This is a genomic window from Cupriavidus nantongensis (assembly GCF_001598055.1).
GTDB lineage: Bacteria > Pseudomonadota > Gammaproteobacteria > Burkholderiales > Burkholderiaceae > Cupriavidus > Cupriavidus nantongensis.
The window spans coordinates 3,919,199-3,937,036 of sequence record NZ_CP014844.1; the positions used below are offsets into that span (position 1 = coordinate 3,919,199).

A 17,838-nucleotide genomic window follows, 5' to 3' on the forward strand; every position below is an offset into this window, starting at 1 on the left:
GCCACTATACGCCGGGCTTCACCCCGGGCGGTACACGCGGAAACCCAGCCCCGGCGACAGGACCTCGGTGGGTCCTTCGCGCAGCGCCACCGCTTGCAGGCTGCCATTGGCCATCGACTCCGCGGCGAATTCGGCGATATTGCGCAGGCGTGCCGCCGGGACGCCCAGCGCGGCCAGGCGCGGCTCGAGGTCGGCCGCGGTTCCCGCCGCCACGGCGCCCGCGATGGCCCGCTTGAGCGCGGCCGGATCGATCGAGCGCACGAAGGCCGGCAAGGCGGCCGCGTCCAGCGGGGTGTCGAACAAGGCCGAATCCTTGGCCAGCTCGCCCAGGCCGAGCGCGTCGAGCAGCGCCAGCAATTGCTTCGGCGTGTTCGCGCCAATTGCCAGCCAGCCGTCGCGGGTGCGGAAGAAATCTGCCGACGGACTGCCCGAATAGCCCTGGTTGCCCTGCCGTACCGGTACGCCGCCGGTGGTCATGGCATCGCATGCCATCGGATACATCAGCTGCAGCCCGGCCGTGGCCATCGACACATCGAGCAGCATGCCGTGCCCGGTGCGATCGCGCTCGCGCACGCCGGCCACGATGGCGAAGGCAGCCAGCATGCCGGTGGCGGCGTCGATCACCGGGAAGCCAGTCTTCATCGGCGGGTCGCCCTCGGTCCCGCCCATCCATGCCATGCCGGTGGCGGCCTGTATTACATGGTCATACGCCGGCCGCCCGTGCCACTGCGCCGCCCCGCGGCCAAAGCCCGAGATGCTGCAATAGACCACGCGCGGGTTGCGCGATCGCACCGCCTCGTAGCCCAGGCCGAAGCGCTCCAGCACGCCTGGCCGCAGGTTGTCGACGAACACATCGCAACGGCTGGCCAGTTCCAGCGCATGCGCGCGCCCGTCTTCGTCGGCCAGGTTCAGCGCAAGCGACGACTTGCCGGCATTGAGCGCGACAAAGGCCGCATGCCCCTTGCCTGCGCGGCGCATCACATCGCCGCCGCCTGCGTTCTCCACCTTGGTCACCTCCGCGCCCAGCTGAGACAGCAGGAAGGTGGCGAACGGTCCGGCGATCACGTGCGAGAAATCCAGCACGCGGATGCCGGCCAGCGGCGCGAAATCCGGTTGTGGGGTAAGGGTCATGGCCATGTCTACTCCGTGGTGATGCGGTTCTTGTCGATGATCTGGCGCAGGCGCACGGTCTCGTCGGCAACGAGCCGGGAAAACGCTTGCGGTGCGGGAGTCGGAGCTATCACGGCGCCCATGTCGGCATAGGTCCGGCGCAGCCCGGGATCCTCCAGCGCCTGCATCACCGCCGCATGCAGCCGCGCAGTGATCGCCGCGGGCAGCCGCGGCGGCGCCCAGATGCCACTCCAGGCATCGAGGTCGAGGTCCTTGCGGCCAAGGGCCTCGTTCAACGTGGGCACCTGCGGCAACACCGCGGCGCGGCTGGCCGAGGTCACTGCCAACGCCCGCACCTTGCCGCTGGCAAGCTGCGGCATCGCCGTGGCCGCGACCGGAAAGCCGAACTGGGTATCGCCCTTGAGCAGCGACGGCACGATCTCGACCGACCCCTTGTACGGCACATGCACCACATCGATGCCGGTCGCCGACGCGAACGCCGCGCCCGACACATGTGCCGCCGAGCCGATCCCGCCCGAGGCGTAGTTGAGCGTGCCCGGCGCCCGCCTTGCCGCGGCGGCGAGATCGGCCACGTTACGGTACGGCGAGCTGGCGCTGACCACCAGCACCGACGGACTGACGCCAACGCGGATGATGTGGGTGAACGCCATCGGGTCGAACTTCGCGCCGGGCTGCAGCAGCTTCTGCGCGACATGGGTGGAAGCGCCCAGCATCAGCGTGTAGCCATCGGCCGGTTGCTGCGCGACGAATTCGGCGGCGAGGATGCCGCCGGCACCGACTTTGTTTTCCACCACCACCGGTTGGCCCAGCACGTGCGCCAGCCGCTCGGCCAGCTTGCGGGTGTGGATGTCGGGCCCGCCGCCGGCGGCGTAGGGCACCACCAGGCGGATCGGACGGCTCGGATAGGGCTGGGCAGCATGCGCTCTGGGCTGCGCACCGGCAACTGGCAATGCCAGCAGTGACTTCAGCAGCAGGCGGCGCCGGGGATTGGACTCCATTGCGGTCTCCTCCATGGTTTGCCCCGATTGTCCCGGCAGGTCACCATTCGAAACAATTATCCAGTTTGGATGAAGCCATCACGTTTCGTTATGAAGCACGCGCGCCCGGGAAGCAGCAACGCCGCCATGCCATGGCCCAACCGGATCGACCGCCTGCGCATCCGCCACCTGCGCCTGCTGGACCTGGTGGCACGCAGCGGCTCGCTGACGGCGGCCGGCGAGCGGCTGCACCTGAGCCAGCCCGCGGTTACCAAGATGCTGCAGGAGCTGGAACTCGCCTTCGGCTGCAAGCTGATCGAGCGGACCACACGCGGCGGCCGCCTGAGCCTTGCGGGCGAGCGTGCGCTGGAACGGTTGCGCGTGGTGCTGGGCGCGATCGACGCGGCCGGCGACGCGCTGCTGACACGGCCGGAAGTCGCGCTGGTCCGGCTCGGCATGCTGCCGCTGGTGGGGATGGACGTGCTGCCGCGAGCGGTGGCATGGCTGCGTGCGCGGGGCAACCTGCCACGGCTTGCGGTACGCGAACATACGGTCGCCGGGCTTACCGCGATGCTGTCTGCCGGCGAGCTCGACTGCATCGTGGGCCGGCTGCAAAAGGAACACGCCGGACAACTCGAGGCCAGCGCCCACATCACGCGCTTGCGCGACGAACACCTGGCCGTGGTCTGCGCGCCGGGCCACGCTCTGGCCAGGCGCCGTGCAGTCGCGCTGGCCGACCTTCACGAAGGCCCCTGGATCCTGCCCCCGCGCGGCACCCACACGCGCGACGTGTTCGAGCAGCCGTTCCTCGACGATGGCCAGTTGCCGCCGGTGCCGCATATCGAATCCGCGTCATTTCACAGCAACCTGGCCATGACCGCCGCGGGCGGATTCCTGACGGTGGCGCCCGCCACGGCGCTGGCCAACTACCAGGCGCTGTCGATGGTTTGCCAGGTACGGCTGCGCACGCCGTTTGCCTCGGGGCAGCTGGTCTTCATCACGCCGGCGCAAATCGAATCGCCGCCCGCGGTGGCACTGCTGCGCGTAGCCCTGCAAGCGGTGGCCGCGCAGGACGCCAGCGTGCCTTCGGCACCGGTGCGGCGCCGCTGACGCGTCCACGCGTCCAGTTCCGCCGCCAGCAGCAAGGCCAGGCCCGGCATATCATTGGCAGTCATGAAGCCCTACAGGAACCTCAGCGGCAGATCGGGCATCGACGCCTACGAACTAGGCCCCGAGTACATCCGGGTCCGGTTCGAAGATGGTCGCGTCTACACCTACGACTACCGGCGCCCGGGCCGCAGCCATGTGGAACAGATGAAGCGCCTCGCCAAAGCGGGACGCGGACTGTGCAGCTATATCAGCCAGGAGATTGGCAGGAACTTCGCGGACAAGGACCCCAGCGGCTGAATGCGCCCCATCGGCCACTCGCTTGCATCCCCCCGGGATCCCGCATAGAATCGCGGGTTCGCGGGCGTCGTATAATGGCTATTACCTTAGCTTCCCAAGCTAAAGACGTGGGTTCGATTCCCATCGCCCGCTCCACTTCCAGTCGAGACAAGCCGCCTTTGCCACCGTTACGGTGATCCGCCCGGCGGCTTTTTTGTTGCCATGCTTCCCCAAGACCCCAGCACCGGGCCGGCCGACGAGGCCGAGACCTCGCCCGCCCCCTCTCCCGCCGATCCTGAAGGCGTTGCGCACCCGCGCCGCATCCGTTCGTTCGTGCGCCGCGCGGGCCGGACGTCGACCGGGCAGCAGCGCGCCATCGACGAAGTCGGGCCGCGCATGATGGTGCCGTACGCGCCGCAGCCGCTGGACTGGGAAGCAACCTTTGGCCGCCAGGCGCCGTCGATCCTGGAGATCGGCTTCGGCATGGGCGAGACCACCGCGCATATCGCCGGCCTGCGGCCACAGGACAACTTCCTGGGCTGCGAGGTGCATGAGCCGGGCGTGGGCGCGCTGCTCAAGCTGATCGACGAGCGTGGCTTGTCCAATGTGCGGATCCTGCAGCACGACGCGGTGGAAGTGATCGCGCATATGCTGACCGACGACAGCCTCGACAGCGTTCACATTTACTTTCCGGACCCGTGGCACAAGAAGCGCCACAACAAGCGCCGGCTGGTGCAGCCGCCGCTGGTGAAGCTGCTGGCCGCGCGCCTGAAGCCGGGCGGTTATATCCATTGCGCCACCGACTGGGAAGAGTACGCACACCAGATGGTCGAGGTGCTGTCGGCCGAGCCGCTGCTGGAGAACACCTCGGCGGCGCCGGACGGTTTTGCCGAGCGGCCGGACTACCGGCCCGTGACCAAGTTCGAGCGGCGCGGCGTGCGGCTCGGGCATGGCGTGTGGGACGTGGTGTTCCGCAAGCGCGCCTGATCTCAGCAAGCGCCCAAACAAAAAGCGTGGCACCTGCCACGCTTTTTTGTTCCCTGCGAGTATGGCTCCTGGCTCAGGCGTGCCAGGACACCAGCCCGGTGTAAGCGGTCAGCAGCACCACGATGCCGAAGGCGATGCGGTACCACGCGAACGGCTTAAAGTCGTGCGTGGCGACGAAACGCAGCAGCCAGCGCACGCACAAAAAGGCGGACAGGAAGGCAAAGACGAAGCCGACCGCGAAGATGCCGAGGTCGTCGCCGTTCAGCAGCGCGCGCGCCTTGTACAGTTCATAGACCGTGGCGCCAAAGATCACCGGGATCGCCAGGAAGAACGAGAACTCGGTGGCCACCTGCCGCGACAGCCCGAACAGCATGCCGCCGATAATGGTGGCGCCCGAGCGCGAGGTGCCCGGCACCAGCGCGAAGCACTGCGCCAGCCCCACCTTGAGCGCGTCGCGCCAGTTCAGGTCGTCGACTGACTCGATGCGCGGCGCGCCGGCCTTGGCGGCTTCCAGCAGCGCGTTGCCCTGCGGATGCGAGACCGTGCCGCGGCGCGCATCGCGCCATTCGGCCAGCAGGATCACCACGCCGCCGACGATAAAGGCCAGCGCCACCGAGATCGGGTTGAACAGGTGGGCCTTGATCCATTTGCCGAAGATAAACGCCAGCACGATCGCCGGCACCGACGCGATCACCACGTTGGCGGCAAAGCGCTGCGACAGCGGGTCGTCGCGCAGGCCGCGCACCACCTTGCCGATGCGCGCGCGGAATTCCCAGCACACCGCCAGGATCGCGCCGAATTGGATCACGATCTCGAAGATCTTGCCCTTCTCGTCGTTGAAGTCGAGCAGCTGCCCGGCCAGGATCAGGTGGCCGGTGCTCGAAATGGGAAGAAACTCGGTCAGGCCTTCGACGATGCCGAGGATCACGGCCTTCAGGGCAAGTGCGATTTCCATGCGGAACGAAAGAGACGGTAGTCACGGGCGTTGTCCGGCTTGCATGCCGGACCGCCCGCATTGTTGTTCGATGCGCCCGGTTCAGGGGCGGTTGATCTTGACGTTGATGCCGTCGGGCAAAACGGTGATTGTACCGGGCTCGACGTGCGTGCCGGCAATCCGCAGCTGGTCTTCGCGGAAGGTATAGAGCGGATAGCCCTGCAGCAGCTGCTCGGCCAGGATGCCACCGAGCGCATTGAGCTGGCGCGAGAACTGCGCGGGCATGCCCTGCACGTCGAAGCGTTTCACCTCCGGATCCTGCAGCACCACCGAACGCGTGGGCTCGTCATAGCGCAGCCCGCTGTCCAGCGCAAAGCGGCCGGTGAGAGCCTGGCTGAAGAACAGCTTGTTGTCGATGGTGGCGTCGAACTGCACGTTGACGCGGTTGCGCACGGAGTCCAGCGTCAGCTGCGGGTTGGTCAGCTGGATGTCGAACAGCTCCATATAGCGCTTGTTGAACGGGAACTTGCGCTCCAGCGCCGCCTGCAGCTGGCTTTGCGAAAACGTGTACTCGCTGCGGAAGGCGCCGCAGGCGGCCAGCCCCACGGCCAGGGTGGCCGCGGCGGCAGCGGCGAGCCAGCGCCGTCGGGAAGTCCGGATCATATTGCCTCCGATTGCGGGATGTCAGGAATGGATGCCAGGCGCCATGCCGCGCCGAGCGTGTCAGGCTTGCGCTTGCGGCGCGGTCAGGATCTCGAGCCGGGCCAGCCATTGCAGCGCCGCTTCGCGCGACTCGCCGCACATCTCGGCCGATGGCTTCAGGCCGCCGCAGAACGCGGGCCGCTCCGGGCTGCCGAACACCGCGCAACGCATGTCCGGCAGCAGCTGCGCGCACGGCACGCCCGCCGGCTTGCCGTCCGGCATGCCGGGCAGCGGCGAGGCGATCGACGGCGCGATACAGCAGGCGCCGCAGCCCGCGCGGCAGGAAAGGTCTGACCGGCAACTCATGACGATGGTTCGGGATCGGGCAGCCGCCAGGCCGCCAGCACAAAGCCGACATTGTGCCCGAAGGGCCGCGGGCGTCCTGTAAGAAAAGGAAAACGCCGTAAGCGCGGCGTTAGGGTGCAGGTAAATTCGTGCTCCATTAATCACATGACGCGAATGGGTTTTTGTTGGACCCGCTTGGTACATGCCCGCCCTTGACCCCCTGTGGGGCCTCATCTACATTACTGACCCACAAGTTATTAACTTTTTCGAAGCCCCTCGTGCCCCGCAGTCTTCGCAAGCCCGCCGTGACCAAGCCACCCGCCGATCCGCACAAGGACGCCGACAGCCCGCGCTGGAGCCGGCGCAAGGCGGCGCGGCCGCAGGAACTGGTGGCGGCGGCGCTGGACCTGTTCGTCGAGCGCGGCTATGCCGCCACGCGGCTGGAAGACGTGGCCGCGGCGGCCGGCGTGTCCAAGGGCACGGTCTACCTGTATTTCGCCAACAAGGAAGAGCTGTTCAAGTCGGTGGTGCGCGAGAACCTGGTGCCGGCACTGGCGCGCGGCGCCGACCTGGTCGATGCCTACCAGGGCAGCACGCCCGAGCTGTTGCGCGAACTGCTGCGCGGCTGGTGGGGGCTGATCGGCGCCACGCCGGTGGCGGGACTGACCAAGCTGATCATGGCGGAGTCGGCCAACTTCCCGGACATCGCCCGCTTCTATAACCAGGAAGTGATGGTGCCGGGCGACGAGCTGTTCGCCAAGGTGCTGGCGCGCGGCGTGGCGCGCGGCGAGTTCCGCGCGCTGCCGGCCAACCCCACCACCACGCTGATCTGCGCGCCGCTGGTATTCCTGATGATGTGGCAGCGCGCGCTGCGCGCCACCGCCGAGAAAGACATCGACCCCGAGGCCTTCCTCGATGGCCTGCTCGACACGCTGTTGTTCGGGCTGACCGCGGGCGAGGCCCGCAACCGCCCGCTGCCGCCGCAGCACGGCGCCTATATCTGGGAAGGGATCCGCGACGAGATGCTGGCGCAGCGCGGGCTCGGAATGAGCCCGGAGGCGCCTGGAGGGTTAAAATAGCAGGTTTGATAAGACTGTCCGGCCGTGGCACCGCGCGGCCGGCGCACAGACCGACAGCGGTTGGCATTGGTAAGGAATGGCAAGATGGATCTCGAAAAAGCCCGATTCAACATGATCGAACAGCAAATCCGCCCGTGGGACGTGCTGGACCAGGAAATCCTGGACCTGCTGGCGGTGGTCAAGCGGGAGCAGTTCGTCCCGGCCGCGTACGCCTCGCTGGCGTTCGTCGACATGGAGATTCCGCTGCCCGCCGGGCAGAACATGCTGGCGCCGCGCGTCGAAGCCCGCATCCTGCAGGACCTGGCCGTGCGCAAGCATGAGACCGTGCTGGAAATCGGCGCCGGCTCCGGCTACATGGCCGCGCTGCTGGCCAACCGCGCCCGCCACGTGCTGACCGTCGACATCGTCCCCGAGCTGGTCGAGCTGGCCCGCACCAACCTGGCCAATGCCGGCGTCACCAACGTCGACGTCGCCGAAGGCAATGCCGCCGACGGTTGGGCCGCCGCCGCACCCTACGACGTGATCTGCATCTCGGGCTCGCTGCCGGCGATTCCGCCGTCGATCCTGGCGCAGGTAAAGGTGGGCGGGCGTATCGCCGCCTTCGTCGGCGAACTGCCGGTGATGGAAGCGCGCCTGATTACGCGCGTGTCCGAGACCGAGTACCAGGTCGTCAACCTGTTCGAGACCGCGGTCAAGCCCCTGCAGGGCGCGGCCCGGCCCTCGCAATTCCAGTTCTGAGGACATACCGCCATGCAGGTGATCCAAGCGACCGAACTGGCCCAGTGGCTGGCCGACGCCAGCCGCGCCAAACCGGTCCTGCTCGACGTGCGTGAAGGCTGGGAGGTGCAGACCTGCGCCCTGCCCGGCATCACCCACATCCCCATGCGCGACATCCCGGCGCGCGCCGCCGAACTCGACGAAGACGCCGACATCGTCTGCATCTGCCACCACGGCGCACGCAGCATGCAGGTGGCGGCCTACCTCGAGCGCCAGGGCTACGGCAAGGTCTACAACCTGACCGGCGGCGTCGATGCCTGGGCCAGCCAGGTCGACCCCGCCATGCCGAAGTACTGACGCGGCAGGCCAGCGCAGCAATACGAAGAAGAAACGACTGTCGGCCGCGGCACCGCCGCGCCCACCTGGAGGTGTCATGACGTTTGCGCCCAACGCCCAGCCCGGAGCAATCCGGACGCGCCTGGCGATCGCGGTTTCCCTGCTGATGCCGCTGCTGGGCATGCTGCCCGCGGCGCCGGCCGGCGCGGCCGACCTGCTGCAGGTCTATCGCGATGCGCAAGCCAATGACGCCCAGTTCGCCAGCGCCCGCGCGCAGCTGCTGGCCACGCGCGAGAAGCTGCCGCAGGGCCGCGCGGGCCTGCTGCCGCAGGTGGTGGGTACCGCCGGCGCCAACCGCACCAAGCTCGACCAGACCGCGTCGGTGCCGTTCGGCGGCGCGCCCAGCGCCTCCGGCACGCGTTTCTTCAACAACAACAACTGGCAGCTGCAACTGAGCCAGCCGCTGTTCCGCTGGGACCGCTGGGAAACCTACAAGCAGGGCGAGCTGGCCGCGCAGGCGGGCGAAGTCACCTTCCACCAGGCCGAGCTCGACCTGATCACGCGCAGCGCGCAGGCCTACTTCGACGTGCTGGCCGCGCAGGACAACCTCTACCTGGCGCGCGCGCAGAAGAAGGCCATCGCGGAGCAGCTGGAACAGGCCAGGCGCAATTTCGAGGTCGGCACCGCCACCATCGTCGACGCCAACGACGCCCAGGCCCGCTTCGACCTGGCCACCTCGACCGAGATCGCCGCGCAGAGCGACCTGGAAATCAAGCGCGCGACGCTGCAGCAGATCACCGGCAAGCCGGTCGACGAACTGATGGGTCTGCGCGCCGAAGCGCCGATTCCCGGACCCCAGCCGCCCGATGTCAACGCCTGGGCGGCGCAGGCCGAGACCAGCAACCTTCAGGTCAACCTGGCCAGCTACAACCTCGAGACCGCGCAGCGCGAGACCAACAAGGCCAAGGCCGGGCACCTGCCGTCGGTGGACCTGGTGGCCTCGTACGGCTTCAACAACCAGACCGGCAGCGCCACGCAGGCGATCTCGACCCACTACAACGCGTCGCAGATCGGCGTGCAGCTGACCCTGCCGATCTTCGCCGGCGGCCAGATCCAGTCGCGCGTGCGCGAGACCCTGGCGCTGGCCGACAAGGCCGCCAGCGACCTCGAATTCGCCCGCCGCACCGCCGCCCAGACCGCGCGCCAGACCTACTCCGGCGTCTCCAACGGCCTGGCCCAGGTCAAGGCGCTGGAGGCGGCCGAACGCTCGGCCACCAGCGCGGTGGAATCCAACCAGCTCGGCTATGAAGTTGGCGTGCGCATCAATATCGACGTGCTCAACGCCGAAGCCCAGCTGTTCTCCACGCGACGCGACCTGGCCAAGGCACGCTACGACACCATCATGAACGGGCTGCGGCTGAAGGCTTCCACCGGGGTACTGCAGGAAGCGGACGTGGTGCAGATCAATACGCTGCTGACGTCGGTGCCGGGGTCGATGTACAAGCTGCCGGTTCCGGCACAGGCGGGCGTGAAGGCGCCGGCAAAGGCGGCTGCAGCAGCGGATCGCCGCGGTGCGCGGCGCGACGGCGGAACGCCGCGCTCCTGAGCCAACGGGCCGCAACTGCGGCCCATTTTCTTTGTGTGGTGCGGCGAAGATGCGCTGGTTGTCTCCCCCGCTTGCGGGAGAGGGGTTGGGGGAGAGGGCCGGCGTTTGCCAAGCATGGTGACGTATCACTTCGTTGAGGCGCCGGCCCTCTCCCCCGCCCCTCTCCCATAAATGGGAGAGGGGAGCAAACCAACAGCTACTGCGCACGTGTCCGTGACTCGACCTTCAGCAACTGCCAGCGGATCGCCGACGCATCCGCCGGCGGGTTCGGCACCTGGTATTCGCGCACGCGCAGCCGGTACGACACCCCGGGTTCGAAATCCAGCCCCTCGATCGGCCCGTACCACAGCTGCCACGGCGCATCCGGCGACTCGCGCCAGCGGTAGCACGTCATCTTGCCCACGCCCGTGCACTCCACACGCTGCGAATCGATATAGACGGTCTTCTCGACGCCCGCCGCCTCCACGCGCGCGCCGCGCTTGCCCACACCCTCGCGCTCGACGAACTGCAGCAGATCCCCGTCCACGGTCTTCCAGATGATCTGCCGGCCGGTACTGCCCGCCGACGGCTGCGTGCCCACGGTGGAGAACGGCGTCTGCATCGCCTTCAGCAGCGCCGACTCCAGCGCCATGCGCGGCGGCGGGCAAGCCATGCGCGTGCCGGCGATGCGGTCGAAGCGGATGCCGGTCTCGGTCTTGCCATAGCTGCCGGTAAAGCGATTGCAGCCGCTGGTGCCGCTGACCGTGCCCTGCGCGGCATCGATGCCTTCGTTGAACTCGAAAATGATCGGCTCGCCATTGTCGCCGTGCGGGATCTCGCGCACCGAGCCGTCAGGCTGCTGCCAGCGCACCAGTTCCCAGCGGCTCGGGCCGGAGGGCTGGGTCTGGTTCAGGTTGGTGCCGGCCGAAGGAAGATCGGGCGCGGTCGCAGTGGTGCAGGCGCCGAGCATGGTGGCGACAAGCACGGCGGCCGCGAAGGGAATCAGGCGATTACGGCTATCCATAAGAACTCCTGTTGCGGGGCTGCCCTGGGGCGCCCATAGCGATGTCATCGATGGCTGTGACAAGCAGCATGCCGGAAAGTGCACCCGGCCATAGACCTTCAGTTTAGCAAGCCGATCCGGCAAGGCGCTTTTGAAGCGCCCTGCCCTCCACATACATCCTGTAACGGGTAGCCACGCTCACCCGGCTAGGATGCGGAACTCCTGGAAATGCCACCGTGGCCATCCGATATAATCGCTTCGCCCCGAGCCGCAATGCCGGCGCAGGGCACCGCTCCTCAGGAGACGGCGACAATAATAAGACGGACGGAACGGCAGGCATCTCCCATGCAATCACCTTCCTCCGGAAACCTTTCTCCATGCTCTTGATGACGAGATTGCAAGGGTCCCTACCGTTGGGGATCGACAAAGCTCTGTACCTGAGCGCCTGTGTTGTCCTGGCCGCGTTTCCCGCGCTGATGTTCGTCAAGCCGTCGCTCAGCAACACCTGCTACGGGCTGTTGCTGGGGTGGAGCGTCATCGCCCTGGCTACCGGCGGCCGCGCCGCCGTGGCCGAATATGGCTGCATCCTGCGCCGGTACTGGCCCTTCATGCTGGCCATGGCGGCGCTGCCGCTGGCGCTGCTGCTCCAGCAACTGCTGACCGGCGCCGATGACCCGCATGTGCCCTATCTATACCTGCGTTTTGCGCTGTTCATCGTTCTGGTCCCAGGCCTGCTGCGCCTGGGCCGGCGCGGCATGCAGAACATCCAGTGGGGCTTCGTCGCCTGTGCATTGATATCCGCCCTGTGGCTGCATGAAGTCGCCGCGGCCGGCCGCCCCAGCCATGTCGGCTTCTCCAATGTCATTCCCTTCGGCAACCTCGCCCTGCTGACCGGCATGCTGGCCGTGATCTCCACAGGCTGGAACCGCCCTGGAGAGTATGTGCAGGTCGGGGTAAAGCTCCTGGCGGGTTTTGCGGGCTTGTATGCCTCTTATATGAGCGGCACGCGCGGGGGCTGGATCGCAGTACCCGTGCTCGTGCTGGTCTCCCTGATGGCATCTCGCAAGTTGAAACGTATCCACAAAGGAGCTGGTCTGCTTGTACTAGCCGGTTTCATGGCCGCCACCTGGCTCAGCAGCGATCGGGTGCAGCAACGCACGATGGAAACTGTATCTGAATTGTCTCAATTTGCTCACCATGTAACATTGGACACCTCCACTGGCATACGTCTGCAACTGTGGCGCGCCTCGCTCAAAATGCTACAGGCTCATCCTTGGGCCGGAGTTGGCCCAGAAAATTACGAGCAGGCTCTTAAAGGACTGGCAGAACAGCATGTAGTTACCCCGCTCGCTGCTACCATGCCGCACGCACACAATGACATCCTGCACACAGGAGCAACGCTCGGCATACCCGGATTGATTGCAATTTTTGCCCTATATCTTGTCCCTGTTGCCTTCTTTCTGTATCACCTGCGCAGTAACGACAGGGATACGCAAGTTGCCAGCGCAATGGGCCTGGCGCTGTGTTGCGGCTTCATGGTGTTTGGTCTCACCGAGGCAATGTTCGGCACAACCTTGGTCAATGCCTGCTACAGCCTGATCATGGCCGTGTGCTTCGCATATGTGGTTTCATCCAAGAAGGCGCTTCGAGTTCAGGCAGCCAGTTCCCCGCCCAGAATCGCCACATAGCAGTTGCTTTCTGACCGACAGGCTGAATACGATCACCGGGGCGGCACGTAACAGCAACCGTCGCCAAGACGCTGCATCAAGCTGACGACCGTGAAATCATCCTGAGCCTTGGAGACGCTGCTAGCCAATTTCGGCTGCATTCGCGGGTGAACAACGAAGCTCCGCTAGCGCAACGTTGTCGACTTAGTGTGAGACAGTACCAAGGAAGTGGTCGCTCCATCAGAGGATGGGCGGATGTTGCCTTGCATGAGGCAGATGCATAGGGAGGGCCATCGCTACACCGGGATGCTGCGGTCAAGCAACAGGGTTAGCAACAGATGAGCTTTCAAGCGCCGTAGCCAGCGCGGCGAGGGTTCGCGAGGTGGCGCCTCGATGCAGGCCTGCGAAGGTCTGTGCGTGGACACGCATTTCTGCCAGCCGAGCTGGATCGGCCAGCACGCTCGCTGCTGTGCGCATCAGCTCATCGGCATTGTCAACGCGCAGGCAAGCCCCCGCAGTAATTGCATCTTCGGTCGCCTGTGCAAAATTGAAGGTATGCGGGCCAACCAGCACCGGCGTACCAAGCGTACAGGCTTCGATCAGGTTCTGCCCCCCGAGTGGCAACAGGCTGCCACCGATAAAGGCTAGATCCGACGCCGCAAAATACATGGCCATCTCGCCCATCGAATCGCCCAGAATAATATCGGCGCTCAGCGGCAACTGTATGACATTGAGATCCAGTGCACTCCGGCGCTTCACCGAAAACCCTGCGCGAGCTGCCATCGCTGCGACCTCATCAAACCGCTGCGGATGACGGGGGATAAGCAGCAAAGCGGGGCGTGGGACATTGCCCGCCAATGATTGCCAACGGGAGAATGCATCGAGCAACATTGGCTCCTCTCCCTCACGGGTGCTGGCAGCTGCCAGAACTTTGCCCGTGGCAATGAACTTGCGCAATTGCTCGCCCACCGCAACGCCTGCAAGCGCGGGCTGCATATCAAATTTCAAGTTACCAGTGATCTGCACCGCCGACGCACCCAATGCCCGAAAACGCTGTGCATCGCCAGGCGTCTGTGCAAGCACACCGGCAAGATCCTCGTACATGACCGCCGCCGCGCGCCCAAAGCGCGCAGTACGCCGGAAGCTGCGTGGCGACAGGCGCGCATTGACCAGAAACAGGGGGACGCGCGCCTTGCGGGCCCCGCGCACCAAGTTGGGCCAGACTTCCGTCTCCATCAGCAAGCCCACCTGCGGCGCGAAATACCGCATGAACGACCTTACGAGCACGGGCACGTCATATGGCAGGTAGCACTGCAGGATGCGCGGCTCTTTGCCGAACAATTGCGCACCGGTCTGGCGCCCAGTCGGAGTCATGTGTGTCAGCAGCAAGCGATGACGCGGATAAGCGCTCAGCAGCGCATCGATCAGCGGCTGCGCGGCGCGGGTCTCGCCTACTGAAACAGCGTGGACCCATAGCCATGGCCCCTTCCGAGGCAGCCCTCCGTATAGACCTAGGCGTTCGCCGACATGATGCATGTAGTCCGGCTCCTTACGCGCGCGCCAAGCTAAGCGCAGCAATGCAACCGGCAGCACCACGAACCACAACAAGCTATATACCAAACGCAGCATCAGCCAGCCACTCCGCGCACGCGGCAAGCCGCTTCGTAGACCTCATCGACCGACGGCACCACGCCGTCGTCCCCGACATTGGCGATCCGTTCGGACCAGTAGCCTTCAGTCTTCCATCGCCACGTTGCCGTATAAATCTCAACCGTGGGCCGACACAACGCCGCTGCGATATGGATTAAGCCCGTATCGACCCCGACCACCACCTCGGCCCGGTTGATCAGCCCAAAGCCCTGTAATACGGAGAAGCGCGGCAACACCCTTGCGTACGGCACACCAGCACGGATCTCTTCGGCTGCCCGGCGTTCCTGGTCACTGCCCCACGGCAGCAGGACCGTCAGACCTTCATCCGCCAGCCGCGTGCCCAGCGCATGCCAGTTATGCACTGCCCATTTTTTACGCGCGTCGGCAGTGGCGTGGAAGCACACGGCATAGCGCGGAGGCAGGTCACCCCACAGCGGATCGTCCACATGGAGCGACTGGGCGGCATGCCCGAAAAACTGCGGTGGTGCCAGTGGCGCAACCCCGGTCAGCGCTGCACCGAGCAAGCGCGAGCGCTGCACTGAATGCGTCCGGCGCGGCACGCTTATCGCATCGGTATACAAGAGCCGCGCTGCCGGCTCATAGCCTGAACCCAGCGTGGCATTGCCTAACCCGATAATCGGCGCACCAGACGCGCGCATGGCGAAGCGCGCAACCAACGCGGTCTTAAGCAAACCCTGACTCTCGATCACCGCGTCATAGCGATCCTGCTGCAAGGCGTGACGCACCTCGCCCACCTCACGCCAAGTTCCCTTGTCCAAGACGCGCTTGCGCCAACGCCGCAGCGCAAACGGGATCACCCTGCGCACCTCCGGCAATAGCCGGACAAGTCCGACATAGCCCTCTTCCACCATCCAATCGATTTCGGCACCGGCCCAGCGCGAGCGCAGATCGTGCACCAACGGCATGTTGTGCACCACATCACCGAGCGACGACACCTTGACCAACAGGATGCGTGGCCGTTCTGGCAGTGTGAATGGGACCGCGGCCGGCGTGGGCCGTAGCACACCAGTGGCGCCCGCTGATTCCGCTGACACCGCCGCGCGCTTAGAACGGGAACTGAGCATCCGGCTTCTCTGCTAAGATCACGCGCTTGAACTCCTCCTGGATCCGCACCAGCGCAGCGTCGCTATCCGCCTCAAAACGCATCACCACCACCGGAGTGGTGTTGGACGGGCGGGCCAAGCCGAAACCATCGGCATATTCAACGCGCACGCCGTCGATGGTGATCACCTCGCGCGCGCCCTCGAATTTCGCGCTCGCCTTGATCTTGTCCAGCAGTGTGAACGACTCACCCTCAGCACATTTGAGCTGCAGTTCCGGCGTGTTCAGCGCATTCGGCAACGCATTCAGCACGGCGCTAGGATCTGCGTAGCGCGACAGGATCTCCAGCAGACGTGCACCCGTGTATAGGCCGTCGTCAAAGCCATACCAGCGATCCTTGAAGAATACGTGACCGCTCATCTCGCCCGCGATAGGCGCGCCCGTTTCCTTCAGCTTCGCCTTGACCAACGAATGCCCGGTCTTCCACATCAGCGGCTCACCACCGTGTTGGCGTATCCACGGCGCGAGCTTACCAGTGCATTTGACGTCGTAAATCACCTGTGCGCCCGGATTGCGCGACAGAATTTCCTGCGCAAACAGCATTAGCTGGCGGTCGGGAAAAATCACCTGGCCATCCTTGGTCACCACGCCGAGACGATCACCATCGCCATCGAAGGCCAGTCCGAGTTCGCAGTCGCTCTCGCGCAGAGTTTTCACCAAGTCCTGCAGATTCTCCACATGGGCCGGATCGGGGTGGTGGTTTGGGAAATTGCCATCGACATCGCAGAAGAGCTCCGTCACCTCGCAACCGAGGCCACGAAATAGGTCACCGACGAAAGCACCAGCGACGCCGTTGCCGGCGTCGAGGGCAATCTTCATCGGGCGGGCCAACTTAACATGGCTGATGATGCGATCAGGATACTTTTGACGCACATCCACCCGTGTGTAGCCACCCGCTCCACTCTTAAAGCTGCCGCTATCGATGCGCTTGCGCAGTGTCTTGATTTGCTCACCGTAGATCGCCTGGCCGGCCAGCACCATCTTGAAGCCGTTGTAATCGGGCGGGTTGTGGCTGCCGGTGACCATGATGCCTGAGGTGGGCCGCACACCGTTGATTTCAACATTCGTAGCAAAGTAAACCATCGGCGTGGCGACAAGACCGACATCGATGACGTCGAGCCCAGTGGCTTGCAGACCTTCAACCAGGCCGGCGGTCAAGTCGGGGCCAGAGAGACGGCCGTCGCGACCCACCACAACGGTAGCTTCGCCGAGTTCTGCGGCGGCGGAACCGAACGCCAGGCCGATCCGCCGTGCGATGTCGCGGGTGAGCGTCTTGCCAACGATTCCGCGGATATCGTAGGCCTTAAAAATGGAAGAATCCACCCCTTCTTGCGTCTCTTTAGTCATAATTCGATCCACTTCGCATTACAATTGGTTGCGCCATTCTATAGCGAGGCCGCATATAATTCGCGCCTCGAACAGATTTCGTTCGAGCCGGCTAAGCGCCAGTCAGTTCCTTTGCAGATGGGCCGGGACGATCCGGGTCAAGGGCGGCTCCCTTCATTAGTACACGATGGGCGCTGTTGGACGACGAATGAGCAGCAAGTTTCGCCGTCGCTCCGGCAAGCACTTTGGATGCACCGGCATGCTGTCCCACGGGCGATAGGCACACGCCACGGTTCGCGCGTCTCGGCATCCGCCGCAAGCGGGCGGAACGCTGGATCAGTACGTGCTCGCTTTATCGCAAGGATCAGAATGATTGCTAGCAGAACCCTCAGCATTCCCGCCGCCCAAGTCCTGAATTGCGATCGGCATACTGACAAGCGCGGCTACCTACAGGAAATCTATAACGCCATTGACTTTACCCAGGTCACCGGTACCTCGATACCGGTTAGGCAGGTCAACCATACGTTCAGTCACGCGGGCGTGCTGCGCGGCATCCACATCCAGCTTGGCCGCGAGCAGGGGAAACTGGTGCGCGTACTCGAAGGACGCATCTTTGATGTCGCTGTAGATTTGCGCGCTGAATCACCGAATTTTGGAAAGTGGGCCGGCGTGGAACTAGATGCTGACAGCGGTGAAGAGTTGTGGGTTCCGCCTGGTTTTGGTCATGGTTTCCTAGTGCTCGGCAAGCAACCCGCCTCGGTGCTTTATCTCATGACATGCGAGCGCAAAACCGCGATGGAGCGCTCGGTTTGCTGGAATGACCCCAGCCTGGGCATCGCCTGGCCGCTCTCTGATGCCCCCATATTGAGCGACCGCGACCTTACCGCCGGGAAGTTGTCGGCATTACTTGACGAGTTAAGGGCTGAAGCGAGGCCAGCCTGACAAGAAACG

The 17,838-nt window shown here is 65.1% G+C and carries 18 protein-coding genes and 1 tRNA gene; 10 read left to right on the plus strand and 9 right to left on the minus strand.

Going from position 1 to position 17,838, the window contains the following annotated elements:
• Window positions 1-18: 18 nt before the first annotated feature.
• Together A2G96_RS18130 and A2G96_RS18135 are read right to left on the minus strand one after the other, a co-directional pair.
• Window positions 19-1,131: a CoA transferase gene (locus A2G96_RS18130; RefSeq protein WP_062802239.1), complete on the minus strand. Its 1,113-nt coding sequence runs from the start codon at window positions 1,129-1,131 to the stop codon at window positions 19-21.
• A gap of 8 nt (window positions 1,132-1,139) precedes the next feature.
• A complete protein-coding gene (locus A2G96_RS18135) occupies window positions 1,140-2,129 on the minus strand; it encodes a tripartite tricarboxylate transporter substrate-binding protein (RefSeq protein ID WP_062801469.1) in 990 nt (329 codons plus the stop codon).
• Window positions 2,130-2,255: 126 nt separating this feature from the next.
• Between A2G96_RS18135 and A2G96_RS18140 the strand changes: the two genes are divergently transcribed.
• From A2G96_RS18140 to trmB, 4 genes are all read left to right on the plus strand, one after another.
• Window positions 2,256-3,218 carry a LysR family transcriptional regulator gene (locus A2G96_RS18140; protein WP_231909598.1) on the plus strand — a complete coding sequence of 321 codons (963 nt, stop codon included), beginning with the start codon at window positions 2,256-2,258 and terminating at the stop codon, window positions 3,216-3,218.
• Between the two features lie 63 nt (window positions 3,219-3,281).
• Window positions 3,282-3,515 (plus strand): hypothetical protein, encoded by a 234-nt coding sequence (locus A2G96_RS18145; protein ID WP_062801471.1) that lies wholly within the window; start codon window positions 3,282-3,284, stop codon window positions 3,513-3,515.
• A 60-nt stretch (window positions 3,516-3,575) separates the two neighbouring features.
• A tRNA-Gly gene (locus A2G96_RS18150) sits at window positions 3,576-3,650 on the plus strand.
• A 66-nt stretch (window positions 3,651-3,716) separates the two neighbouring features.
• A complete protein-coding gene (gene trmB, locus A2G96_RS18155; protein WP_062801472.1) occupies window positions 3,717-4,481 on the plus strand; it encodes a tRNA (guanosine(46)-N7)-methyltransferase TrmB in 765 nt (254 codons plus the stop codon).
• A 73-nt stretch (window positions 4,482-4,554) separates the two neighbouring features.
• Here trmB and A2G96_RS18160 read toward each other — a convergent pair whose 3' ends face one another.
• The 3 genes from A2G96_RS18160 to A2G96_RS18170 all read right to left on the minus strand — a co-directional run bounded on the left by A2G96_RS18160 (window position 4,555) and on the right by A2G96_RS18170 (window position 6,423).
• The gene (locus A2G96_RS18160) at window positions 4,555-5,436 is read right to left on the minus strand and encodes an undecaprenyl-diphosphate phosphatase (protein ID WP_062801473.1); all 882 of its coding nucleotides are present in this window, start codon (window positions 5,434-5,436) and stop codon (window positions 4,555-4,557) included.
• Between the two features lie 81 nt (window positions 5,437-5,517).
• Window positions 5,518-6,078 carry a DUF1439 domain-containing protein gene (locus tag A2G96_RS18165; protein ID WP_062801474.1) on the minus strand — a complete coding sequence of 187 codons (561 nt, stop codon included), beginning with the start codon at window positions 6,076-6,078 and terminating at the stop codon, window positions 5,518-5,520.
• Between the two features lie 60 nt (window positions 6,079-6,138).
• Window positions 6,139-6,423, minus strand: coding sequence for a YkgJ family cysteine cluster protein (locus A2G96_RS18170; protein ID WP_062801475.1), 285 nt, complete (start codon window positions 6,421-6,423; stop codon window positions 6,139-6,141).
• Window positions 6,424-6,680: 257 nt separating this feature from the next.
• Between A2G96_RS18170 and A2G96_RS18175 the strand changes: the two genes are divergently transcribed.
• The 4 genes from A2G96_RS18175 (at window position 6,681) to A2G96_RS18190 (ending at window position 10,140) form a co-directional block, all read left to right on the plus strand.
• Complete coding sequence (locus tag A2G96_RS18175; RefSeq protein WP_062801476.1) at window positions 6,681-7,481, plus strand: TetR/AcrR family transcriptional regulator; 801 nt, start codon at window positions 6,681-6,683, stop codon at window positions 7,479-7,481.
• 84 nt (window positions 7,482-7,565) lie between these two features.
• Entirely contained in the window at window positions 7,566-8,219 is a 654-nt protein-coding gene (locus A2G96_RS18180; protein ID WP_062801477.1) for a protein-L-isoaspartate O-methyltransferase family protein, read from the plus strand.
• 12 nt (window positions 8,220-8,231) lie between these two features.
• Window positions 8,232-8,555, plus strand: a complete 324-nt coding sequence (locus A2G96_RS18185; RefSeq protein ID WP_062801478.1) for a rhodanese-like domain-containing protein — start codon at window positions 8,232-8,234, stop codon at window positions 8,553-8,555.
• A 76-nt stretch (window positions 8,556-8,631) separates the two neighbouring features.
• A complete protein-coding gene (locus A2G96_RS18190; protein ID WP_062801479.1) occupies window positions 8,632-10,140 on the plus strand; it encodes a TolC family outer membrane protein in 1,509 nt (502 codons plus the stop codon).
• 196 nt (window positions 10,141-10,336) lie between these two features.
• Here A2G96_RS18190 and A2G96_RS18195 read toward each other — a convergent pair whose 3' ends face one another.
• The gene (locus A2G96_RS18195; RefSeq protein WP_062801480.1) at window positions 10,337-11,143 is read right to left on the minus strand and encodes an META and DUF4377 domain-containing protein; all 807 of its coding nucleotides are present in this window, start codon (window positions 11,141-11,143) and stop codon (window positions 10,337-10,339) included.
• A gap of 215 nt (window positions 11,144-11,358) precedes the next feature.
• Here A2G96_RS18195 and A2G96_RS18200 point away from each other — a divergent pair, with 215 nt between their 5' ends.
• On the plus strand, window positions 11,359-12,810 hold the full coding sequence (locus A2G96_RS18200; protein WP_231909599.1) for an O-antigen ligase family protein: 1,452 nt from the start codon (window positions 11,359-11,361) through the stop codon (window positions 12,808-12,810).
• 294 nt (window positions 12,811-13,104) lie between these two features.
• Here A2G96_RS18200 and waaA read toward each other — a convergent pair whose 3' ends face one another.
• The 3 genes from waaA to A2G96_RS18215 are packed head-to-tail and all read right to left on the minus strand — an operon-like array spanning window position 13,105 to window position 16,908.
• Complete coding sequence (gene waaA, locus A2G96_RS18205) at window positions 13,105-14,418, minus strand: lipid IV(A) 3-deoxy-D-manno-octulosonic acid transferase (RefSeq protein ID WP_062801482.1); 1,314 nt, start codon at window positions 14,416-14,418, stop codon at window positions 13,105-13,107.
• Complete coding sequence (waaC, locus tag A2G96_RS18210; RefSeq protein WP_062801483.1) at window positions 14,418-15,524, minus strand: lipopolysaccharide heptosyltransferase I; 1,107 nt, start codon at window positions 15,522-15,524, stop codon at window positions 14,418-14,420. The genes waaA and waaC overlap by 1 nt, the downstream gene beginning before the upstream one ends.
• Entirely contained in the window at window positions 15,505-16,908 is a 1,404-nt protein-coding gene (locus A2G96_RS18215) for a phosphomannomutase/phosphoglucomutase (protein WP_062801484.1), read from the minus strand. The genes waaC and A2G96_RS18215 overlap by 20 nt, the downstream gene beginning before the upstream one ends.
• Before the next feature lie 348 nt (window positions 16,909-17,256).
• On the opposite strand from A2G96_RS18215, the gene rfbC reads away from it, so the two are divergent.
• A complete protein-coding gene (gene rfbC / locus A2G96_RS18220; RefSeq protein ID WP_082819003.1) occupies window positions 17,257-17,829 on the plus strand; it encodes a dTDP-4-dehydrorhamnose 3,5-epimerase in 573 nt (190 codons plus the stop codon).
• The last annotated feature ends 9 nt before the right edge of the window (window positions 17,830-17,838 follow it).

Bases quoted from the DNA above. Each gene is read 5' to 3' on its own strand.
- A2G96_RS18130 (WP_062802239.1), bottom strand. From the start codon at position 1,131: ATGACCCTTACCCCACAACCGGATTTCGCGCCGCTGGCCGGCATCCGC.
- A2G96_RS18215 (WP_062801484.1), bottom strand. From the start codon at position 16,908: ATGACTAAAGAGACGCAAGAAGGGGTGGATTCTTCCATTTTTAAGGCC.
- waaA (WP_062801482.1), bottom strand. From the start codon at position 14,418: ATGCTGCGTTTGGTATATAGCTTGTTGTGGTTCGTGGTGCTGCCGGTT.
- trmB (WP_062801472.1), top strand. From the start codon at position 3,717: ATGCTTCCCCAAGACCCCAGCACCGGGCCGGCCGACGAGGCCGAGACC.
- A2G96_RS18145 (WP_062801471.1), top strand. From the start codon at position 3,282: ATGAAGCCCTACAGGAACCTCAGCGGCAGATCGGGCATCGACGCCTAC.
- waaC (WP_062801483.1), bottom strand. From the start codon at position 15,524: ATGCTCAGTTCCCGTTCTAAGCGCGCGGCGGTGTCAGCGGAATCAGCG.
- A2G96_RS18160 (WP_062801473.1), bottom strand. From the start codon at position 5,436: ATGGAAATCGCACTTGCCCTGAAGGCCGTGATCCTCGGCATCGTCGAA.
- A2G96_RS18185 (WP_062801478.1), top strand. From the start codon at position 8,232: ATGCAGGTGATCCAAGCGACCGAACTGGCCCAGTGGCTGGCCGACGCC.
- A2G96_RS18190 (WP_062801479.1), top strand. From the start codon at position 8,632: ATGACGTTTGCGCCCAACGCCCAGCCCGGAGCAATCCGGACGCGCCTG.
- A2G96_RS18135 (WP_062801469.1), bottom strand. From the start codon at position 2,129: ATGGAGTCCAATCCCCGGCGCCGCCTGCTGCTGAAGTCACTGCTGGCA.
- A2G96_RS18170 (WP_062801475.1), bottom strand. From the start codon at position 6,423: ATGAGTTGCCGGTCAGACCTTTCCTGCCGCGCGGGCTGCGGCGCCTGC.
- A2G96_RS18140 (WP_231909598.1), top strand. From the start codon at position 2,256: ATGCCATGGCCCAACCGGATCGACCGCCTGCGCATCCGCCACCTGCGC.
- rfbC (WP_082819003.1), top strand. From the start codon at position 17,257: ATGATTGCTAGCAGAACCCTCAGCATTCCCGCCGCCCAAGTCCTGAAT.
- A2G96_RS18180 (WP_062801477.1), top strand. From the start codon at position 7,566: ATGGATCTCGAAAAAGCCCGATTCAACATGATCGAACAGCAAATCCGC.
- A2G96_RS18195 (WP_062801480.1), bottom strand. From the start codon at position 11,143: ATGGATAGCCGTAATCGCCTGATTCCCTTCGCGGCCGCCGTGCTTGTC.
- A2G96_RS18165 (WP_062801474.1), bottom strand. From the start codon at position 6,078: ATGATCCGGACTTCCCGACGGCGCTGGCTCGCCGCTGCCGCCGCGGCC.